The sequence below is a fragment of the Acidovorax sp. DW039 genome, from assembly GCF_037101375.1.
Lineage (GTDB): Bacteria > Pseudomonadota > Gammaproteobacteria > Burkholderiales > Burkholderiaceae_C > Acidovorax.
The window spans coordinates 2,386,280-2,407,587 of record NZ_AP029019.1 but is presented as its reverse complement, the minus strand read 5'-3'; the positions used below and the strand labels follow the sequence as shown (position 1 = coordinate 2,407,587).

Sequence of the window (21,308 nt, the reverse complement as noted above, 5' to 3'; positions counted from 1 at the left end):
ATCCAAAGAGTGAGAAAGCAACACGGCATGCAAGCCTCAACCGGGCTGCAAAGTGCGAAACGGACAAGAAAATGACGGGAAACTGGCGGTAAGAGAGCGGGAAGCCAGATGCATGGCAAAAACGCCACAGGCAGGACGATAATACGTGCTCCTCGGCCACCAAATGTCCGGCAGCGTGGCACCACGCTACACAATTCTCAGCATGACCAAAGCGTTCCGCCTCATCGCATCCACCGGCATCCACAAGGGCGACCGGGAATACCAGCAAGATCAGGTTGCGCTGATTGCCCACAGCCGTTACAACGGCTGCGTACTGGGCGTAGTGGCCGATGGCATGGGTGGGCGCAGCGGGGGACGCAAGGCATCTGACCAGGTCATGATGACCGCCAAGCAACTGTTTGAGCGTTATTCACCGGACACAGATGACGCCGCCAGCATGCTCAAGTCCATGGTGGAAGAAGCGCACATCGTCATCCGACTCACTGCCATTTCGGCAGAGCAAGAACCTCACAGCACGATTGCGGCATTCCTCATCAACCCTCGGGGCGACTGCCACTGGGTACATGCGGGCGATTCACGCATTTACCACTTTCAGGGCGGTCGGCTGATTCACCGAACCAGCGACCACTCGTATGTTCAGGCACTGGTGGACCGGGGTGAGCTGACCGAGGCAGAGGCTAACAACCATCCGCACTCCAACATCCTGGTAGGCTGCCTGGGTACCGAGAGCGATCCCCCGGCTACCACGCACTTGATTCCTCAGCTGCGCCCTGGCGATGTACTGATGGCTTGCAGCGACGGGGTGTGGCACTACTTTTCACCCACAGAGCTCGCATCTGTGGTGGAGTCGCTGTCGCCGCGCGAAGCGACGGAATTCCTGATCGAAAAAGCGCGCTCCCGTGCGCGGGGCGGCGGCGACAACCTCTCGCTGGTCATCGTGAAAATTGAGGCGCTGGTGGAAGAGAAGAAGGTTCCCAGTCTCACCAGCATGACCTCCTCCTGAATCGGGCGCTTCGACAGTCACTCCGCATCCGGGCGTTTGCTACAACGCCCCTCTGCTCTACCCGATCAATTGCCGAGCTACGCCCGCGGGGAAACAATCAAACACTCAAGGTGGCGTGGGCAGCGGCGCTGAAGGCTGATGCCCGCTCGCTGCAGCCTCTGCCTTCTCTTTGTCCCGGCGGGCACGTCGCTCCTCAGAGGTTTTCTGGGCTTCCAGTTGCCGTTGACGCGCCTTCTCGGCACGCTCGGCATTCTCTTTGCCGCGAGTAGCCTGGTCGGCCTCTTGTGTGCTGGCTCGCTGGCGTTGCTGGGCGGCCCGCTCGGCTGCTTCGCGATCGCGGGTGGCCTGCGTTTCCGGCGGCTTTTCTTTCGCGCCCGAGCGACCGGCGCCATGAGGAGCCCGGATGGTGGCTGAAGCCGCTGGCATGGGTGAAGACGCGCCCGCAGCCGCAGGGACCGCTGGTGAAGACTGCTTTTCCTCAATGATGCGCAAACGTTCGCGGGCCTTTTCCTTGCGCTCTGCGTCGTTCACCTGCACCTCCTGCGCGCGCAGACGCGTTTCCACTTCGCGCCACTGACTGCGGGCTTCACGCAGGCAGTCCTCTACGGCAAAAAGCTTATAGCAGCGGGCTTCCGCCTGCTTGCGCGACTCCGTGTTGCGCGCACGCTCTCGGGCGATCTCGGCCTTCTGCTCCGCACGCTGGGCCGCGGCAGCACTCCCTTCCCGCTCTTTGGAGGCCTCATCAGAAGCAGCCAGGGCCAACGTACTCAACGAGGCGCAGAGGAATGAAACAGAAAAAACAGTACGGAGCAGGCTCATGGAAGGTCCTTTCATGTCAGGCCGGTATCGACCAGTCTCCGCTCCAAATCCAGAAACTCTTTGGATTGCATTTCGTTGAGACGGGAAACCGTGCGCGGAAACTCGTGCGCCAGCGGACCCTCTGTGTAGAGCTGCTCCGGGGGCACGGCGGCAGACAGGATCAGCTTGACACGGCGGTCATACAGCACATCCACCAACCAGGTAAATCGTCGCGCAGGGGATGCCATGTTCACAGGCATGTAAGGCACGCCAGAGAGCAGAACGGTATGGAACTGCGTCGCAATCTCCAGGTAATCGTTTTGCGACCGCGGGCCACCACACAGCACGCTGAAATCAAACCAGACCACCCCGCCCGCCTTGCGCCGCGCGCGGATCTCGCGAGCCTCAATGTGCAGCACGGGGTCCTCATCATGCACCTCGGCCAGCTGGTTGAATGCCTCATTCATGGCGGCATCAGCCTCTGGCCCCAAGGGGGTGTGGTAGAGCTTCACATGCTCCAGCGTGCGGCGGCGGTAGTCGGTTCCGTTGTCCACGTTGACCACTTCCATGCGCTCGTTCAGCAGCGCAATGGCGGGCAGTATGCGATCCCGGTGCAGGCCGTCCGGGTACAAGCCATTGGGCTCGAAGTTGGAGGTGGTGACAAAGCCCACTCCGTTCTCAAACAGCGCTACCAGTAACCGGTGCAAGATCATCGCATCGGTGATGTCCGCCACATGGAATTCATCAAAGCAGATGAGCTTGTACCGTTTGGAGATGCGGGCACCCAGCACGTCCAGCGGATTCACGGTGCCCTGAAGGGCTGCCAGCTCACGGTGAACTTCACGCATGAATTCATGGAAATGCAACCGCACCTTGCGCTTGATGGGTACTGCGTTGAAAAAGCAGTCCATCAAAAAGCTCTTGCCCCGCCCTACACCGCCATACATGTAGACGCCCTTGGGAATGTCGGGACGGTTCAGCAGCTTCTTGAGCGCGTTGGAGCGCTTTGCCTTGTAGGCAGCCCAGTCGTCAGCACAACGCTGCAAGGCATCCACGGCCCGCAACTGCGCAGGATCACTTTGGAACCCTTTGGCGGCCAGCTCGGCCAGATACGCCTGTTTGACACTCACGGTCTTGATGCCTCAGAAAAGGCGAACCCCCGCATCGGCGAGGGTTCGCTATGAAATCAATAGCTGCTTGCGCTTGATTCTATTGCGCTAGCAGCCATTTTCACTGAAAAACTGATATCAGAAATTCAGTGTGCGCTTGTCCACTGCCAAGGCAGCTTCCTTGGTGGCTTCAGACAGCGATGGGTGCGCGTGGCAAATGCGTGCGATGTCTTCAGCGCTGGCCTTGAACTCCATGGCCACCACGGCTTCAGAGATCAGCTCGGACGCCATGGGGCCCACGATGTGTACACCCAGGATTTCGTCGGTCGTCGCGTCAGCCAGGAACTTGACCATACCCGTGGTGTCGCCCAGCGCGCGCGCGCGGCCATTGGCAAGGAAGGGGAAAGTGCCAGCCTTGTACTTCACACCGTCGGCCTTGAGTTGCTGCTCGGTGCGGCCCACCCACGCAATCTCAGGGCTGGTGTAGATGACCCAAGGGATGGTGTTGAAGTTGACGTGACCGTGCTGGCCAGCAATGCGCTCGGCCACGGCAACGCCCTCTTCTTCGGCCTTGTGCGCGAGCATGGGGCCACGCACCACGTCACCCACGGCCCACACGCCGGGCAGGTTGGTCTTGCAATCGCCGTCCACCACAATGGCACCGCGCTCGTCGAGCTGCAGGCCCACGGCTTCGGTGTTCAGGCCAACGGTGTTGGGCACGCGGCCGATCGAAACGATCAGTTTGTCTGCGTCCAGCGTCTGGGCTTCGCCCTTGGCGTTGGTGTAAGCAATGCTCACACCTGACTTGGCGTTCTTGATGTCGCCAACTTTCACGCCCAGCTCGATCTTCAGGCCCTGCTTGTCGAAAGCCTTTTTGGCTTCCTTGGCAATCTGCTCGTCCACAGCACCCAGGAATGTGGGCAGACCTTCCAGAATGGTTACGTCTGCGCCCAGACGACGCCACACGGAGCCCATTTCCAGACCGATCACGCCGGAGCCAATCAACGCCAGCTTCTTGGGCACAGCACCAATGCGCAGCGCACCGTCGTTGGACAGCACGTTCACTTCGTCAAACGGCACACCGGGCAGCGCCCGGGCGTTGGAGCCGGTCGCCACGATGATCTGGTTACCCACCAGAGTCTCTTCTGCAGCACCAGAAACCTTGATCTCGTAGCCGCCTTCAACAGCTTTGACAAACGAGCCACGGCCGTGGAAGAAGCTGACCTTGTTCTTCTTGAACAGGTACAGGATGCCGTCATTGTTCTGCTTCACCACCGCATCCTTGCGGCCAATCATCTTGGCCACATCGATCTGGATGTCCTTGGCCGAGATTCCGTGATCGGCAAAGTGGTGGTTGGCGTGCTCGAAGTGCTCAGACGATTGCAGCAGTGCCTTGGATGGAATGCAACCCACGTTGGTGCAGGTGCCGCCTGGTGCGGGGCCACCCTTCTCGTTCTTCCATTCGTCGATACAGGCGACGTTCTTGCCCAGCTGGGCGGCACGAATGGCGGCGATATAGCCACCAGGGCCACCACCGATAACGATCACATCAAATTGCTTGCTCATAGGAAATCTCGTTGATTCAGTTGAAGAAAAACCCACCGGTGAGAGGCTCCGCACGCGGATGGGTGCCTCTGCTTCACGGGTGGGTTTCAGGTCTCAGGGTTCGATCAGATGTCGAACAGCAGACGGGCTGGGTCTTCCAGCGCTTCCTTCATGGCGACCAGGCCCAGCACAGCCTCGCGACCGTCGATGATGCGGTGGTCGTAGGACATGGCCAGGTAGTTGATCGGACGGATCACGATCTGGCCGTTCTCCACCACAGCGCGGTCCTTGGTGGCGTGCACGCCCAGGATGGCGGACTGGGGTGGGTTGATGATGGGTGTGGACAGCATGGAGCCGAATGTACCGCCGTTGGAGATGGAGAAAGTACCACCCGTCATTTCTTCAATGCCCAGCTTGCCTTCTGCCGCCTTCTTGCCGAATTCGGCAATCTTCTTCTCGATGTCAGCGAAGCTCATCTGGTCTGCGTTGCGCAGGATGGGCACCACCAGGCCACGGGGCGAGCCCACAGCGATACCGATGTCGAAGTAGCCGTGGTAGACGATGTCGTTGCCATCCACCGAGGCGTTCAGCACTGGGTACTTCTTGAGGGCGTGCACGGCAGCCTTCACGAAGAAGGACATGAAACCCAGCTTGGTGCCATGTTCCTTGGTGAAGCTGTCCTGGAACTTCTTGCGCAGATCCATCACGGGAGCCATGTTCACTTCGTTGAACGTGGTCAGGATGGCGTTGGTGGACTGCGACTGCAGCAGACGCTCGGCCACGCGGGCACGCAGACGGCTCATGGGCACGCGCTGTTCTGGGCGGTCGCCCAGGTTGGGGGCAGCAGGAGCAGCCACTTGGGGCAGCGCCTTGGTGGGTACGCCAGTGGGGATCACGCTAGGCGCTGCGGAGGGCTTGGCACCGCCGGCCACGGCAGCCAGCACATCGCCCTTGGTCACGCGGCCATCCTTGCCGGAGCCAGTCACGTCGCCGACAGACAGGTTGTTGTCGGCCAGCAGCTTGGCGGCTGCGGGCATCGCTACATCGCCCTTGGAGCCACCAGCAGCGGCTGGAGCGGCTGCCACGGCGGCAGCGGGCGCTGCAGCAGCGGCTGCGGGGGCAGCAGCAGGAGCAGCGGCACCGGCCTTGCCTTCGGTGTCGATCTTGGCGATGACCTGGTCAGACACCACGGTGCCACCGTCACCCACCACCAGTTCAGCCAGCACGCCAGCCGAAGGTGCGGGCACTTCCAGCACAACCTTGTCGGTTTCGATTTCGATCAGGATTTCATCCGCAGCAACGGCCTCACCGGCCTTTTTCTTCCAGGTCAGCATGGTGGCTTCCGCCACGGATTCAGACAGCTGAGGGACTTTGACTTCTACGATAGCCATGACTAATTCTTTCAAAGAGGGTTTTGTTCTGTATTCGGGTTTCCGGCCTTACTTGGTCAGGACAAAACCCTTGAGCTTGGCGAAGGCGGCATCGACCAGGGCCTTCTGCTGTTCCTGGTGCAGGTGCGAATAACCCACGGCAGGCGATGCCGAGGCTGCACGACCGGCGTAACCCAGCTTCTGGCCATCGAGCATGTTCTCGTGGATGTTGTGCTGGATGAAGAACCAGGCGCCCTGGTTCTGTGGCTCGTCCTGGCACCACACGATGTCGGTTGCATTGGGGTACTTCTTCAGCTCGGCAGCAAACGCCTTGTGCGGGAAGGGGTACAGCTGCTCCACGCGGATGATGGCCACGTCGTCGGCTTCCTTCTCGGTGCGCTTCTTCACCAGGTCGTAGTACACCTTGCCCGAGCAAGCGATCACGCGCTTGACCTTGGCGGCCTTCTTCTCGATGGCTTCGTCCTGCTCAGGAATCACCGTCTGGAAGCTGCCTTTCGTGAACTCGGTCAGAGGCGAAGTGGCGTCCTTGTTACGCAGCAGCGACTTGGGCGTGAAGATGACCAGCGGCTTGCGCAGGTCACGCACCATCTGGCGACGCAGCACGTGGAAGATCTGGCTGGCCGTAGTGGGCTGCACGATCTGCATGTTGGTGTCGGCGGCCAGCTGCATGAAGCGCTCCAGGCGGGCAGAGCTGTGCTCTGGGCCTTGGCCTTCGTAGCCGTGGGGCAGCATCAAGGTCAAACCATTGGCACGACCCCACTTCACTTCGCCAGAGGCGATGAACTGGTCGATCACCACTTGAGCGCCGTTAGCAAAGTCGCCGAACTGGGCTTCCCAGATCACCAGGGTGTTGGGGTCAGAACCTGCGTAGCCGTATTCAAAGCCCAGCACTGCCTCTTCAGACAGGATGGAGTCGATCACGGTGAACGGAGCTTGGTTTTCAGACACGTTCTGCAGAGGCACATAGGTGCCGGTGTCCCACTTTTCACGCTTTTGGTCGTGAATCACGGCGTGGCGGTGTGTGAACGTGCCACGGCCGCAGTCTTCACCCGACAGGCGCACGGCGTAGCCGCTGGACACCAGCGAAGCGAAAGCCATGTGCTCGCCCATACCCCAGTCCACATTGACGTCACCACGGCCCATGGCTGCGCGGTCGTCGTACACCTTCTTCACCAGCTGGTGCGGTGTCACAGTCTCGGGAATGGTGGTGATCTTCTCGGCCAGACGCTTCCACTCAGTCAGCGGGATGGCGGTGTCGCCAGCGTCGGTCCACTTCTTGCCCAGGAAGGGAGACCAGTCCACAGCGTACTTGCTCTTGAAGTTGGTCAGCACGGGGTCCACGGTGTGCTTGCCAGCGTCCATGGCGGCGCGATAGGCCTTGGCCATGTCGTCGCCCAGCGATTCGCCCAGGCCTTGTGCAGCCAGCTTGTCGGCGTACAGCTTGCGTGTGCCAGGGTGCTGCGCAATCTTCTTGTACATCAGCGGCTGGGTCAGGCTGGGGGTGTCCTGCTCGTTGTGGCCCAGCTTGCGGAAGCAGGTGATGTCCACCACGACGTCCTGACGGAACTCCATACGGAACTCCAGGGCCAGTTGCGTAGCCAGCACCACGGCTTCTGGATCGTCACCGTTGACGTGCAGCACGGGGGCCTCCACCATCTTCACGATGTCCGTGCAATACACGGTGGAGCGCATGTCGCGAGGGTCAGAGGTGGTGAAACCGATCTGGTTGTTGATGATGATGTGAACCGTACCACCGGTGGTGTAGCCACGGGTCTGGGCCAGCGCCAGGGTTTCCTGGTTCACGCCCTGGCCGCCAAAAGCTGCGTCGCCGTGCACCAGCACAGGCAGCACCTGGTCACCACGCTTGTCGCCACGGCGATCCATACGGGCGCGCACAGAACCTTCCACCACGGGGTTGACGATTTCCAGGTGCGAAGGATTGAACGCCAGCGACAGATGCACTGGGCCGCCAGGGGTGGACACATCAGAGCTGAAACCCTGGTGGTACTTCACGTCACCTGCAGGCAGATCTTCAGGGGCTGTGTGGTCGAACTCTGCAAACAGGTCCTTGGGCATCTTGCCCAGGGTGTTGACCAGCACGTTCAGACGGCCACGGTGGGCCATACCGATCACGATTTCCTGCACGCCCTTGGCACCGGCTTGCTGAATCAGCTCGTCCATCGCAGCAATAAAGCTCTCGCCGCCTTCGAGCGAGAATCGCTTTTGACCCACGTACTTGGTGTGCAGGTAACGCTCCAGGCCTTCAGCGGCCGTGAGGCGATCCAGAATCTGGCGTTTCTTTTCCGCACCGAAGGTCGCCTTGGAGCGAATGCCTTCAAGCTTTTGTTGCCACCAGCGCTTTTGCGTCTGGTCAGAGGTGTACATGTACTCGGCACCGATGGTGCCGCAGTAGGTTTCACGCAGCGCGTTCAGCAATTCGCGCAGGGACATCTTGTCCTTGCCGAAAAATGTGTTGCTGGTGTCGAAAACGGTTTCCTGGTCTGCATCAGAGAAGCCGTAGAAGGAAGGCTCCAGCTCAGGAATGTTGGGGCGCTCGGTGCGCTTGAGAGGGTCCAGGTCAGCCCAGCGTTGGCCCACGTTGCGGTAAGCGGCAATCAGTTGCTGAACAGCGGTGCGCTTGCGGCCCATTTCGGCGTCGGCGCTGGCCACCACCACTTTGGTTCCACCGGCCTTGGCGCGTTCGGCGAAGGCATTGACCACGGGCAGATGAGGGACATCCTTGGCGTTGCTGCCATCTACAGCGGGTACGTGCTGCAGCGCATCAAAGTATTCGCGCCATGTGTCAGGCACGCTGCCAGGGTTGGCAAGGTAGTTTTCATACATCTCTTCGACATAGGGCGCATTGCCGCCGAAGAGGTAGGTGTTGCCTTGGTAGGCTTGATAGACGGATGTCGTATCGCTCATGATCCGCTGACCTCCGCTCCCCTTGAGGGAGCATTAGCTGGTTGGTAAACCTTCCGCGACACGGCTGAACCGATTGGCGGATGCGACTGTGGCTGGGGAAGGGCCTAGATTGCGGGCGCCATTGTGCCACTGAACCATGGTTTAACCAAGGTCAAGCACCAATTCGGGCCAGCCCGGACGTAAATGCGAGCGCTGCAGTCGCGTACATTGCGGTTTCCGTGCAAGCATCCACCGTCCATCGGGGCCTATGAACCAACATCCGTTTCAGCAAAAAACCTTTCTGCTTCTGCTCACGCTTGTTACCGTGGGATTCGGGGCAATCCTTTGGCAATTTCACGGGGCCATCTTCTGGGGCATGGTGCTCGCCATTCTGTTCGCCCCACTGCACCGCAAAATGCTTTTGAATATGCCCGGGCGCGAGAATCTGGCGGCACTTTGCACGCTCACGGTGTGCCTGGTGATCGTGATTCTTCCGATGACCTTGATCACTGTCTCGCTGGTTCAAGAGGCCAACGCCATTTATGAGCGACTCAAGTCCGGCCAAATCAACATAGGCGCCTACGTGCAGCAGGTAGTGGCGGCCCTGCCCGCTTGGGCCATCAATCTTTTGGAGCGCCTGAATCTGACCACGCTGGCTCAGGTTCAGCAAAAACTGTCCTCCGTGGCGTCACAGGCCAGCCAGATGATTGCAACCCAGGCTGTGAGCATTGGTCAGAACACGCTGGAATTCATTGTGGGCTTCGGCATCATGCTGTACCTGCTGTTCTTCCTGCTGCGCGACGGACGCAGCCTTGCGCTGCGGATCGGTCAGGCCACGCCGCTGGACAACGAGCACAAGAAACAGTTGGTCAGCAAATTCACCACCGTCATCCGTGCCACCGTCAAAGGCAACATCGTGGTGGCAGCCTCGCAAGGCGCATTGGGGGGGATGATCTTCTGGATTCTGGGCATTCAGGGCCCCGTCCTGTGGGGCGTGCTGATGGCGTTTCTCTCACTGTTGCCCGCTGTGGGTGCCGGCCTGATCTGGGTTCCGGTCGCCATTTACTTCCTGGCGACAGGAGCAGTCTGGCAGGGCGTGGTTTTGACCCTGTTTGGGGTGTTCGTGATCGGCCTGGTGGACAACATCCTGCGCCCCGTACTGGTTGGCAAGGACACCAAGATGCCAGACTACGTGGTGCTGATTTCCACACTGGGCGGCATGGCCATCTTTGGCCTGACGGGATTCGTGATCGGCCCAGTGATCGCCGCCCTCTTCATTGCATGCTGGGACATCGCCGTATCCGCCCCATCCCAAGGGCAGACACCGCCTGCCGCCTGAGGATTCCCTCGGCCCCCCCGGGCAGCAGTGCACTTGCTCAATCTCTGTGGCCGTGGCCTCGTCCGCGGCCCGGATGGTCATCCCAGTCCTCTCGTCCCCGCCCATGCCCAGGTGCACGCCCCTTCGGGCGAGGCGGCTCCTGCACAAAATACACAGGCTGGGCACAAGCGTTGTACCGAGCGCAGTGCTTGCCCCAGTTTTTGGCATGCCCCGGCGGCACATACATGTAGATGGGAGCCCGGTGAACGGCGACAGGGGGGCGCTGGATGATGACCGGTTCCGCATAGATGAGCGGCGGCGGCATGCCGCTTCCAATCTGAATGCGCCCGTAAACACCGGGAACGATCTGCCCATCCACCGTGGCATTGACGTAAGTTTGCGCACCAGCCGTTCCCGCAAAGGCAAAACCCGCGAGTAACGATATTTTTTGCCAGACGCCCTGTTTGAACATATCCATTTCTCCGAATTCATTGTGGTTGCTGGCGTTTTTAACCACTGACGCTCGCCTTGAGAAATGACCCGCCCCTTTTTTTGTAACGACGATGCACATCAAAGGGGTGTCGATAAGAAGCCAAGAGAGTGCCTCCAAAGGGCAACGGACACTAGAGCAAGCAGGGGCTTTCAATTACCATGAACCAACTCAACCGAGGAGCATGCCCATGCCACATGAGCGCCGCCACTACGTGCGTGTGCAGTTTGACGCACCCGCCCTGCTGACCATCGCCACGGCAGCGTTCAGCGTACAGGTGCTGGACTTGTCTCTGAAGGGTGCGCTGGTAACGTTGCCAGAACAGGCCACCGTCCCCCCCGGCATGCCTTGCCAGCTCACCCTTCCCTTGGCAGATACTGGCGATCACATTGCCATGACTGCGGGGATAGCGCATGTGGACGGCAATCACGCAGGCCTGCTGTGCCGCAGCATCGACCTGGACAGCGTCACCCATCTTCGGCGATTGATTGAACTGCAGCTGGGCGACCCCGCCCTTCTGGAGCGGGACCTCGCCGAGCTGATCCAGTCAGCCAGCAACTGAAACCTGGGAGGGCAATACCCCGCCCTGCTAGCCGCCAGAGCCGTGCCCACTGCGGGCGGCTGACTCGCTCTCCTGCAACAGCCGCCACATCACCTTGCCGCTACCACTCTTGGGCAGCGCATCCATGAACTGCACGATGCGCGGAGCCTTGTACACCGCCATGTTTTCGCGGCACCAGTCCATGATTTGCTGCTCGGTCGTATCCTTGTGCGATGCGCGCAGCACCACAACGGCCTTGACGGTCTCTCCGCGATAGCTGTCCTGCGCTGCAATGATGCAGGCCTCCTGAATGGCGGGGTGGCGGAACATCAGCGCCTCGACCTCCGCTGGCCACACCTTGAAGCCGCTCGCGTTGATCATGCGCTTGAGCCGGTCGGTCAGGAAGAAATAGCCGTCCTCATCCATGCGGCCCAGATCTCCTGAACGGAAAAATCGCTTGCCATCCAGCTCCACAAAAGCAGAGGCGGTGGCATCAGGGCGCTTCCAGTAGCCTTCAAACACCTGGGGGCCGTGAATGATGATTTCACCCTGCTCACCCACCGGCACTTCCTGCAGCGTGTCAGGGTCCACCACACGTGCATCCACGCTCATGAAGGGCACTCCCAGGCATTGCTGTTTGGGGTTGTCTGGCGGGTTGGCATGCGATGGAGCGGCCGTCTCGGTCAGGCCATAGCCCTCGGCATACCGCAGCCCATATTGCTCCAGCAGGCGCTGAGCCACGGCCTGGGGCATGGCCGCCCCTCCGCCCCCGATGTAGGCCAGGCTGGAGAGGTCGTAGCTGGCAAAGTGGGGGCTGCCCAGCAGGTCAATCACCATGGTGGGGATGTTGGTCCACGTGGTTACCCGATACCGCGAGATCAGGCGTCCCGCCAGATCGCGGTCCCAGCGGGGCATGATGACCAGCGTAGCGCCGCAGTAAATCGACGTATGCATCACGCTGACCATGCCGGTGATGTGAAACATCGGCACCACGGCCAGCGTCACACTGTCGACCGAGCCGCTGCCCCAAAGGCTGCTGGCCACCGCGTTGTGCATGATGCTCTTGTGCAAATGCATGCAGCCCTTGGGCAGGCCGGTGGTGCCGCTGGTGTAGGGCAGCAAAGCCAAGTCCTGCGGACCCGCCTGCAAAGGAGGCGCAGGCTCAGAGCTTGCCATGCAGTCCAGCCATGCATGGGCTTGCGCCCCGTGCAGTTCAGGCACGGGATGGCGCGTCAACAACCAATCACGCCACGCCTCGGGTGGCGCGTCGGGCCCTCCGACATCGGGGTCAAAAGCATCTGCGAAGTGCGTGATGATCAGATGGCGCAGGCGCAACTCTTCCGGTAGATCGTTGCTCGCCTTGGCCAGCTCAGGTGCTAGGTCTGCCGTGGTAACAGCCACCTTGGTGTCCGGGTCTGTGATGTAGTGCTTCAACTCCTCCGCCCGGTTCATCGGGTTCACCGGCACTACCACCGCATTGGCCCGCAGGATGGCAAAGTGCGCCATCACCAATTGCGGGCAGTTCTGCATGCAAAGCACGACACGATCGCCGCGCTGCACCCCCAGCGCAGCCAGGCGCGCAGCCAGCCGTTCGGCCCCCACGGCCAGTTGGGCATAGGTCAGAGTGCTCCCAAAGAAGACGAGTGCCGCCTTGTCAGGGTAACGCCGGGCATTGGTCGCCAGGTTATCCCACAGCGAAACCGCTGGCATGGTGATCGAATGGGGCAGGCGGCGGGGCCAGAACTTATGGTGCGGACGCATAGGGCAGGCGATCTCCTTTGGTCCTCCAGACTAGTAGCGCAGGGTGGCTGCGGCAATGGGGATGCCCCGCACACCCGTCACCAATGTGACCCGAAGTTTTCCAGTCTGCGGCTCTTGGGAAGGGGTGGAGCCTGCACCGGGGGCGGCGGATTGGTCGATGGATCGCTCCCGGGTGTGGAAACGGGGGGATTCACCGGCAACGAAGGATCGGTTTCCACCGGCGACGGACTGGGCTTGCCGGGATCCTTGCGCGGCCGACCGTCGGGCGAATCTATCTGGTTCACCATGGCTCAGTTCTCCCCGCCACCGGCATTGCCGCTGACCGCCGAGAGGTGCGATCGATCAGGGCGGGAAGGCTCGGAAATATCCCGAACCGCGTCACCCGCCGCAGCCTCGTCGCCATCTGTGGCAATGTCACCCAGCGCGATCATGCCCACCAGACGCTTGTCCCGGTCCACCACCGGTAAGCGCCGAATCTGTTCGCCCCGCATGGTCTGCAGCGCTTTGTCCAAAGGCTCGTCTGCGTAGCAATAGACCGGTTCGGGCGACATGATTTCGCCCAGGTTCGCGTCGGGCCGCTCCTGGGCCACAGAACGCAGCACGATGTCGCGGTCTGTCACCATGCCCACCAGGCGCTGCGCATCGCACACAGGCACCGAACCAATGTCCAGCTCCTTCATGGCCTGCGCCGCGAGCAAGCACGAATCCTGAGGTGAAAGGGTGCGTACGCCCCGTGTCATGACATCGGCAATTTGCTTCATTTCTTACTCCTGGTTGAGAAACCCTGTAACGCGACAGACCCAAGGCCAATGCCCATGCCATGGAGTCACGCCGCTGCGAAACGAACAGTTTCCGGACTGCCTCAACGCAGCTGCGTAGGACACGGCGCTCTGCTCGCCCGCTGCGCATCACAAGCGGGGTAAGACTTCGCCTACGCGCATAACGGTTCAGTTCTTTCCACAACAAGCCAGCAACCGCAGCACCATGCAAACGTCAACACAGCAACGGGAGAGCGATATGGCAAAAGCTGCACAGATTGTGGGAAAAGTAGAGTTCCGCTCGGGCGATGGGCCGATGATGCCCATCCCTGAAGGCCCGGTAGACATCGAAATGAACCCCACCGAGGCGACCCTCAGCTGGGTGGATGGCGATGCGCCGGGCGCAGCCACCCTGCCCATGATGGAGTTCAAACGCTACGTGTCAGAAGGCGCGATCCGGCTGCACAGTTGAAGGACGCCAACACGCCAGAGCCGGTCTGGCAGCGGATCTTTGATATCAGCTGTTGACCTGAGCCCACAGCTTGTCCAGCCGCTTCACGCTCACCGGCTGGGGCGTGCGCAGCTCTTGCGCGAAGAAGCTCACGCGCAGCTCCTCCAGCAGCCAGCGCAGTTCTTGCATGCGCGCATCCACCGCGCCCTTGCGCTCAGCCACCAAGCGCCAGTAGCGCTGCTCTTGCGGGCGCAGCTCGGCCAGCTTGCCAGCGTCGCGTGCGGGGTCGGCGCGGTACTTGTCCAGCCGCAACGTGATGGCCTTGAGGTAGCGCGGGAAGTGCGCCAATTGTGCCCACGGGGCCGCGGCGATGAAGTTCTTGGGCACCAGGCGCAGCAACTGCTGCTGTACATCAGCCGTGGCATCGGGCGCGTTTTTGGTGTCCTTGATCTTGCGGGCGGCAGCGGCGTATTCCGTGAGGATGGTGAACGCCAAACGGGCCACTTCGTTGGCAATCAGCGTCAGGCGCCCCCGCCCTTCGTCCACGCGGCGTTTGAAGTCGGACTCATCGGTCGGCAGCGGGTCGAGCAAAAAGGCCCGGTCCAAGGCCACGTCAATGATCTGGTTGCGCAAGTCTTCTTGCGTACCCAGCGGCATGTAGGCCACAGCCATTTTTTGCAGGTCTGGGATGTTCTTTTCCAGGTACTTGAGTGCATCCTTGATCTGCAGCGCAAACAGGCGGCGCAGGCCTGCGCGGTGCTTGGCGGCCGCAACCTCCGGCTCATCAAACACTTCGATGGTGACGGCATCGCCGCCATCAATCAGCGCCGGAAAGCCCACCAGCGTCTGCCCGCCTTTCTTGATCTCCATAAGCTCGGGCAGCTCACCAAACGTCCAGGTGGTGTAGCGCTGGCCGGCCGGGGCCGTGGGTGCTGAGGATGCAGCAGGCGCTGCCGCCTTTGCTACGTTTTTAGTAGCAGCCTGCGCTTGATTACCGGGCGCTGGAGCCGTTTTTTGCTCTGAACCGCCCTGCCCGCCCAGCTTGAGCCCCGCCAGCGCCTGGAAGGCCCCGCGCGCCTTGGCCCCCCATTCGGCCTTGAGCGCGCCCAGGTTACGGCCATGGCCGAGCTGGCGGCCATGTTCGTCCACCACGCGGAAGTTCATGAACAGATGCGGGCTGAGCATGTCGAGCTTGAAGTCTGCCCGTTTCACGTCGAGCGAGGTCTCGTCGCGCACCTGCTTGAGCAGCGCGTCAGTGAGGCTGCCGGTGCCGAATCGTTCAGGCGCGGTGAACAGCTCGGCCAGCCGCGTGGCGGATTCAGGCAGAGGCACAAAGCGGCTGCGCGGGCGCTGCGGCAGGCTCTTGAGCAGTGCCTGGATCTTGTCCTTGAGCATGCCGGGCACCAGCCATTCGCAGCGCTCCTCGCTCACCTGGTTGAGCACGAACAGCGGCACCGTCACGGTGATGCCGTCGCGCGGGTCGCCGGGCTCGTGCAGGTAGCTGGCGGTGCAGTCCACGCCGCCCAGGCGCACGGTTTTGGGGAAGGCGCTGGTGGTGATGCCCGCGGCCTCGTGGCGCATCAGCTCGTCGCGGGTGAGCCTGAGCAGCTCGGGGTTGGCACGGCTTGCGTCCTTGTACCAGCGCTCGAAGGTCGCGCCGCTGCACACGTCCTGCGGCACCTGCTGGTCGTAGAAGGCGTAGATCAGTTCGTCGTCCACCAGCACGTCCTGGCGGCGGGATTTGTGCTCCAGCTCTTCCACCTTGGCGATCAGCTTCTGGTTGGCGGCCAGGAACGGCAGGCGGGTTTCCCACTCGCCCTGCACCAGCGCCTCGCGCAGGAAGATGTCGCGCGCACCGTGCGGGTCCACCTTGCCAAAGTCCACGCGGCGGCTGTTGTAGATGACGATGCCGTACAGCGTGGCGCGCTCCAGCGCGGTGACCTGGGCAGCCTTCTTCTCCCAGTGCGGGTCCAGCATCTGCTTCTTGAGCAGGTGGCCGCCAATCTGTTCAATCCATTGCGGCTCGATGGCGGCGATGCCCCGGCCGAACAGGCGCGTGGTCTCCACCAATTCGGCCGCCACGATCCAGCGGCCGGGCTTCTTGTTCAGGTGCGCGCCGGGGTGCTTGTAGAACTTGATGCCACGCGCGCCCAGGTACCAGTCATCCTCGTCGCTCTTGCAGCCCACGTTGCCCAGCAGGCCCGCCAGCATCGAGAGGTGAATCTGCTCGTAGCTGGCCGGTTGCGTGTTGATGCGCCAGCCATGCTCCGTCACCACGGTGAGCAGCTGAGTGTGGATGTCGCGCCACTCGCGCAGGCGGCGGATGCTGATGAAGTTCTGCCGCAGTAGCGCCTCGTACTGGCGGTTGCTGAGCTTGTGGGTGGGCGCGGCTTCCGGCGCTGGGGAGGGAGCAGGCCCCGGCGCGGCGGCCCGCTGCCCCACGGGCAAGATGGCTTGCGAAGGCGCTTTTTTGAGCGCCATGGCCTTTTGCGCGCGGGCTGAGGGCAGGCTGGGTGCCCCGCCCCGGGCCTCATTGATCCACTTCCACAGCTTGAGATACCCGCTGAACTCGCTCTTCTCGTCGTCGAACTTGGCGTGCGCCTGGTCGGCCTGCTGCTGCGCCTCCAGCGGCCGGTCGCGCACGTCCTGCACGCTGAGGGCACTGGCAATGACCAGCACTTCGTCCAGCGCTCGGCGCTCGCGCGCCTCCAGAATCATGCGGCCCACGCGCGGGTCCAGCGGCAGCTTGGACAGTTCCACGCCAATGGGCGTCAACTCGTTCGCATCGTCCACTGCGCCCAACTCGCCCAGCAACTGGTAGCCGTCGGCAATCGCGCGGCCCGAAGGTGCTTCGATGAACGGAAACTGCGCCACATCGCCCAGGTGCAGCGACTTCATGCGCAGGATGACGCCTGCCAGCGATGACCGCAGGATTTCCGGGTCGGTAAAGCGCGGGCGACCGTTGAAGTCTGCCTCGTCATACAGGCGAATGCAGATGCCGTTGGCCACGCGGCCGCAGCGGCCCGCACGCTGGTTGGCGGCGGCCTGGCTGATGGGCTCGACCAGCAGCTGCTCCACCTTGCTACGGAAACTATAGCGCTTGACGCGCGCTGTGCCTGCGTCAATCACGTATCGAATGCCTGGCACCGTGAGCGAGGTCTCGGCCACGTTGGTCGCCAGCACGATGCGGCGGCCGGTGTGGCCGTCAAAGATGCGGTCCTGCTCGGCCTGCGACAGGCGCGCAAACAGCGGCAGCACCTCGGCATTGCGCATCACGGGTTGGTGCGACAGGTGTTTGCGCAGATGGTCGGCAGCCTCGCGGATTTCGCGCTCGCCGGGCAAAAAGACCAGGATGTCGCCACCCGCATTGCCCTGCCAGAGTTCGTCCACCCCGTCGGCAATGGCCTCGTTCAGGCCATAGTCACGGCTGTCTTCAAACGGGCGGTAGCGCTGCTCGACCGGGAAGGTGCGGCCGGACACCATGATGACCGGGGCAGGCCCTTTGGCCGATGCGAAATGCTTGGCAAACCGGTCCGCATCAATCGTTGCCGAGGTGACGATGATCTTCAGATCAGGCCTGCGCGGCAGGATCTGGCGCAGGTAGCCCAGCAGAAAGTCGATGTTGAGGCTGCGTTCGTGCGCCTCGTCGATGATGAGGGTGTCGTAGGCCTTGAGCAGCGGGTCGGTCTGCGTCTCTGCGAGCAAGATGCCGTCCGTCATCAGCTTGACGGAGGCATCGCGGCTCAGGCGGTCCTGGAACCGCACCTTGTAGCCCACCACATCGCCCAGTGGGGTTTTCAGCTCTTCAGCAATGCGCTTGGCAACGCTGCTGGCGGCAATACGGCGCGGCTGGGTGTGGCCGATGAGCTGGCCACGCACCTTTCCATCCGGGCCCGGCTTGGCATTGCACTTGCCACGTCCCAAAGCCAGCGCAATCTTGGGCAGCTGCGTGGTTTTGCCGGAGCCCGTTTCGCCGCACACGATGACGACCTGGTGCTGGCTGATCGCGGCCATGATCTCTTCGCGCTTGCCCGATACGGGCAGGGATTCGGGAAACTCCAGCGTGAAGCTGCGGGATGGCTCGGACGGACGCGGTTCAGAAGACGACATGGGGCGCGATTATCGGGCCTGACCATGCAGGATGTGCGTTGCACACCACAGTTTCCAGGCCACAGCAGCCCGCTGGCTTGCCAGAGGCGGTGCGGCCCCGCACAATCGCGCCTTCTTTCAGGCCTGTGCACGCAGCCCTTGCGTCCCCTGAAAAGTTCTGGAGGTCATTCCTATGTCGGTTCATTCATCCATCACCGCCTGACCACAGTCCACCGCCCCGGCTGGACTGTGCATTCACTCAGTTCAGCCAAGGCCGAAGCTCCCGCACTCATCGCGGCGCACCTCAAGCCCTGGCTATTTCGCCGGGGTTTTTTGTTGGTGGAACGCACAACGTATGAGTGCAAAAAAACTGTCTCGGGCCTACGCCCAGGGTGAAATCAAAAAGCTGCGCCGCATGAAGCAGCCCCTGGTGCTGAAGCTCGAACCCTCGGGCCCGCCCCGAAACCCTGTGGCCATTGCCATGGCCCAACGCAGCCTGTCCAGCGCCGCAGGCAAACACATCCGAACCCGCGGAGCCCAGCGCCGTGCGGACAACGTCGCCTTGCGCAAGGCGATCCAGAAGGGTTTTTCTGATGACTGAAAGGTAAAGAAAGTAAAGAAGTCAGCGGCCCGCCCTGCAGGCAAGGTTTTCACGCCTTGCCTGCACCGCAGGCTGCACCAATGGAGCCATCTGGTTCTATGATGCGCACTCTCCATACTTCCTCCAGGCAGCTCTTCATGGGCTGCCTTTTTCTTGAACCCTTCACCGAGGTCTCACGCACCCGCCATGTCCGCTGTCTTCAACTTCACTTTTGTGCCCTGGTTCCGCTCGGTCGCTCCCTATATCCACAAGTTCCGCAATCAGACGTTTGTGATCGGGCTCACGGGTGAAGGCATTGCGGCAGGCAAGCTGCACAACATTGCGCAGGATCTGGCCCTGATCCAGGCCATGGGCGTGCGCATTGTGCTGGTGCACGGTTTCCGACCGCAGGTGAATGAACAGCTGGCCGCCAAGGGGCATGCCGCGAAGTACTCGCACGGCATCCGCATCACCGATTCGGTGGCGCTCGATTGCGCACAGGAGGCCGCAGGGCAGTTGCGCTATGAGATTGAAGCAGCCTTCAGCCAGGGCCTGCCCAACACGCCCATGGCGGGCGCAACGGTGCGGGTGATCTCTGGCAACTTCCTCACCGCGCGGCCCGTGGGCATTGTGGACGGGGTGGATTTTCAGCACTCGGGTCTGGTGCGCAAGGTGGACGTGGCAGGCATCACCCGCACGCTGGACATGGGGGCGCTGGTGCTGCTGTCGCCCTTTGGCTTTTCGCCCACGGGCGAGGCCTTCAACCTGAGCATGGAAGAAGTGGCCACCAGCGTGGCCATTGAGCTGCAGGCCGACAAGCTCATCTTTTTGACCGAGGTGCCCGGCATCCGCATGAAGCCGACCGAGCCCGAGAGCGAAGACAACCCCATCGACACCGAGCTGCCGCTGGCCGCTGCCCAGGCGCTGCTGCGCCAGCTGCCCCAGGCGCAGCAACCCACCGATGTGGGCTTTTACCTGCAGCACTGCGTGAAGGCCTGCAAGGCGGGCGTGGAGCGCAGCCACATCATCCCGTTTGCGCTGGATGGGTCGCTGCTGCTGGAGGTGTACGTGCACGACGGCATCGGCACCATGGTGATTGACGAGAAGCTGGAAGAGCTGCGCGAGGCCACCATTGACGATGTGGGCGGCATCCTGCAGCTCATCGAGCCGTTCGAGAAAGACGGCACCCTCGTCAAGCGCGACCGTACCGAAATTGAGCGCGATATTGAGAGCTACACCGTGATCGAGCACGACGGCGTGATCTTTGGCTGTGCCGCGCTCTACCCCTACCCCGAAGGCAAGACGGCCGAGATGGCCGCCGTGACCGTGTCCCCCCAAAGCCAGGGCACGGGCGATGGGGAAAAGCTGCTCAAGCGCATTGAGCAGCGGGCCCGCGCCATGGGGCTGGAGAGCATTTTTGTGCTGACCACGCGAACCATGCACTGGTTCATCAAGCGCGGCTTCCAGCCCGTGGACCCGGACTGGCTGCCCGATGCCCGCAAGCGCAAATACAACTGGGATCGCCGCAGCCAGGTGCTGGTCAAGAAGCTCTGAAGCTTGCGCAACCTCCTCAGAACCTGCGTGTGATCAAGCCGCCCGTGCCGCCAGCACGGCCCGCGCCACCTCGGCAATGGCGGCATCGCGCTGATCGGGCTTGGCGGCAGAGCGTGTGAGGTAGCAGGTCACCAGCACGGGGGCACCTGCTGCTGGCCACAGCACGCCGATGTCATTGGCCGTGCCGCTACTGCCGGCAGTGCCCGTCTTGTCACCCACCCGCCAGCCGGGCGCGCCTGCGCGCAGGCGCTTGTCGCCTGTGCTGGTTTCCACCAGCCAGCGCTGCAAGGTGGCGCGCGATGCGGGCGTCAACGCATCGCCCAGCACCAGCCGCTGCATGGTCTGCAGCATGGCCAGCGGGGTGGTGGTGTCCCGCTCGTCACCCACGGCGGCTTCGTTCAAAGTGGGCTCGTTGCGGTCCAGCCGGGTGGTACCGTCCCCCACCGAGCGCAGCCACGCCGTAAGGGCTGCAGGGCCGCCATGGCGGGCGAGCAGCACGTTGGCAGCGGTGTTGTCGCTCAGGCTCACGGTGGCCGAGCACAGTTCACCCACCGTGAGCCCGCCCCCTGCCCCGGCCTTGGCACCGCTGACGGGCGAATACTCCACCACCTCGCTCTCTGCGTAATGCACGCGCGCATCCAGCCGCTCGCGCCCTTGGTCTACCAGCGCCAGCATCCAGGCGGCCAGCGGCAGCTTGAACGTGCTGCACATCGCAAAGCGCTCATCCTGCCGCCAGCCCAGCGCCAGGCCGCTGCCAGTGTCCAGCATGGCCACGCCCAGGCGGCCTTGGGCATTTTTCTCGATCTGTGCCAAGGTGTGCTGCCAGCGGCGTGTGGTGTCTGCCGACGCGGCAGATGCTGCAGATGCCACAGGTGCCGCGGCACACGCTGCCAGGGGCAGCAGGCCCGCCATGGCCAGCCCCAAGGAAAACTCTCTTCTTTGCATCATGGTTTCATCCCTTTAAAAGAACGGAGCGAATGATGCCGAGGAACCCCGCACAGCACCAACGGCAATAA

16 protein-coding genes are annotated in these 21,308 nt (G+C 62.1%); 6 read left to right on the top strand and 10 right to left on the bottom strand.

All coding sequences use genetic code 11. The features are described 5' to 3' along the window. Positions 1–202 precede the first annotated feature (202 nt). Positions 203–1,003: a protein phosphatase 2C domain-containing protein gene (locus tag AACH87_RS10655; RefSeq protein WP_338798791.1), complete on the top strand. Its 801-nt coding sequence runs from the start codon at positions 203–205 to the stop codon at positions 1,001–1,003. A 105-nt stretch (positions 1,004–1,108) separates the two neighbouring features. Here the strand turns inward: AACH87_RS10655 and AACH87_RS10650 are convergent, their stop codons facing one another. The 5 genes from AACH87_RS10650 to AACH87_RS10630 all read right to left on the bottom strand — a co-directional run bounded on the left by AACH87_RS10650 (position 1,109) and on the right by AACH87_RS10630 (position 8,771). Then, on the bottom strand, positions 1,109–1,822 hold the full coding sequence (locus AACH87_RS10650) for a hypothetical protein (RefSeq protein WP_338798790.1): 714 nt from the start codon (positions 1,820–1,822) through the stop codon (positions 1,109–1,111). Between the two features lie 11 nt (positions 1,823–1,833). Then, complete coding sequence (gene zapE, locus AACH87_RS10645) at positions 1,834–2,931, bottom strand: cell division protein ZapE (RefSeq protein WP_338798789.1); 1,098 nt, start codon at positions 2,929–2,931, stop codon at positions 1,834–1,836. A gap of 117 nt (positions 2,932–3,048) precedes the next feature. Then, positions 3,049–4,476: a dihydrolipoyl dehydrogenase gene (lpdA, locus tag AACH87_RS10640; protein ID WP_338798788.1), complete on the bottom strand. Its 1,428-nt coding sequence runs from the start codon at positions 4,474–4,476 to the stop codon at positions 3,049–3,051. A gap of 104 nt (positions 4,477–4,580) precedes the next feature. Beyond that, positions 4,581–5,846, bottom strand: coding sequence for a 2-oxoglutarate dehydrogenase complex dihydrolipoyllysine-residue succinyltransferase (odhB, locus tag AACH87_RS10635; RefSeq protein WP_338798787.1), 1,266 nt, complete (start codon positions 5,844–5,846; stop codon positions 4,581–4,583). A gap of 48 nt (positions 5,847–5,894) precedes the next feature. After that, the gene (locus tag AACH87_RS10630) at positions 5,895–8,771 is read right to left on the bottom strand and encodes a 2-oxoglutarate dehydrogenase E1 component (RefSeq protein ID WP_338798786.1); all 2,877 of its coding nucleotides are present in this window, start codon (positions 8,769–8,771) and stop codon (positions 5,895–5,897) included. 247 nt (positions 8,772–9,018) lie between these two features. Between AACH87_RS10630 and AACH87_RS10625 the strand changes: the two genes are divergently transcribed. Continuing rightward, on the top strand, positions 9,019–10,089 hold the full coding sequence (locus AACH87_RS10625; protein WP_338798785.1) for an AI-2E family transporter: 1,071 nt from the start codon (positions 9,019–9,021) through the stop codon (positions 10,087–10,089). A 37-nt stretch (positions 10,090–10,126) separates the two neighbouring features. Here AACH87_RS10625 and AACH87_RS10620 read toward each other — a convergent pair whose 3' ends face one another. Then, complete coding sequence (locus AACH87_RS10620) at positions 10,127–10,540, bottom strand: hypothetical protein (RefSeq protein ID WP_338798924.1); 414 nt, start codon at positions 10,538–10,540, stop codon at positions 10,127–10,129. Positions 10,541–10,748: 208 nt separating this feature from the next. Here AACH87_RS10620 and AACH87_RS10615 point away from each other — a divergent pair, with 208 nt between their 5' ends. Then, the gene (locus tag AACH87_RS10615; protein ID WP_338798783.1) at positions 10,749–11,120 is read left to right on the top strand and encodes a PilZ domain-containing protein; all 372 of its coding nucleotides are present in this window, start codon (positions 10,749–10,751) and stop codon (positions 11,118–11,120) included. 27 nt (positions 11,121–11,147) lie between these two features. Here AACH87_RS10615 and AACH87_RS10610 read toward each other — a convergent pair whose 3' ends face one another. Together AACH87_RS10610 and AACH87_RS10605 are read right to left on the bottom strand one after the other, a co-directional pair. Then, positions 11,148–12,860 (bottom strand): long-chain fatty acid--CoA ligase, encoded by a 1,713-nt coding sequence (locus AACH87_RS10610; RefSeq protein WP_338798782.1) that lies wholly within the window; start codon positions 12,858–12,860, stop codon positions 11,148–11,150. 290 nt (positions 12,861–13,150) lie between these two features. Continuing rightward, positions 13,151–13,621 (bottom strand): CBS domain-containing protein, encoded by a 471-nt coding sequence (locus AACH87_RS10605; RefSeq protein WP_338798781.1) that lies wholly within the window; start codon positions 13,619–13,621, stop codon positions 13,151–13,153. A gap of 256 nt (positions 13,622–13,877) precedes the next feature. Between AACH87_RS10605 and AACH87_RS10600 the strand changes: the two genes are divergently transcribed. Beyond that, positions 13,878–14,090, top strand: coding sequence for a hypothetical protein (locus AACH87_RS10600; RefSeq protein WP_338798779.1), 213 nt, complete (start codon positions 13,878–13,880; stop codon positions 14,088–14,090). 45 nt (positions 14,091–14,135) lie between these two features. On the opposite strand, the gene hrpA is transcribed toward AACH87_RS10600, so the two are convergent. Further along, entirely contained in the window at positions 14,136–18,179 is a 4,044-nt protein-coding gene (hrpA, locus tag AACH87_RS10595) for an ATP-dependent RNA helicase HrpA (RefSeq protein ID WP_338798778.1), read from the bottom strand. A gap of 334 nt (positions 18,180–18,513) precedes the next feature. Here hrpA and AACH87_RS10590 point away from each other — a divergent pair, with 334 nt between their 5' ends. Then, the gene (locus AACH87_RS10590) at positions 18,514–18,759 is read left to right on the top strand and encodes a hypothetical protein (RefSeq protein ID WP_338798777.1); all 246 of its coding nucleotides are present in this window, start codon (positions 18,514–18,516) and stop codon (positions 18,757–18,759) included. A gap of 186 nt (positions 18,760–18,945) precedes the next feature. Next, complete coding sequence (gene argA, locus AACH87_RS10585) at positions 18,946–20,292, top strand: amino-acid N-acetyltransferase (protein WP_338798776.1); 1,347 nt, start codon at positions 18,946–18,948, stop codon at positions 20,290–20,292. Positions 20,293–20,325: 33 nt separating this feature from the next. On the opposite strand, the gene bla is transcribed toward argA, so the two are convergent. Further along, positions 20,326–21,240, bottom strand: a complete 915-nt coding sequence (bla, locus tag AACH87_RS10580) for a class A beta-lactamase (RefSeq protein WP_338798775.1) — start codon at positions 21,238–21,240, stop codon at positions 20,326–20,328. Positions 21,241–21,308: the final 68 nt, after the last annotated feature.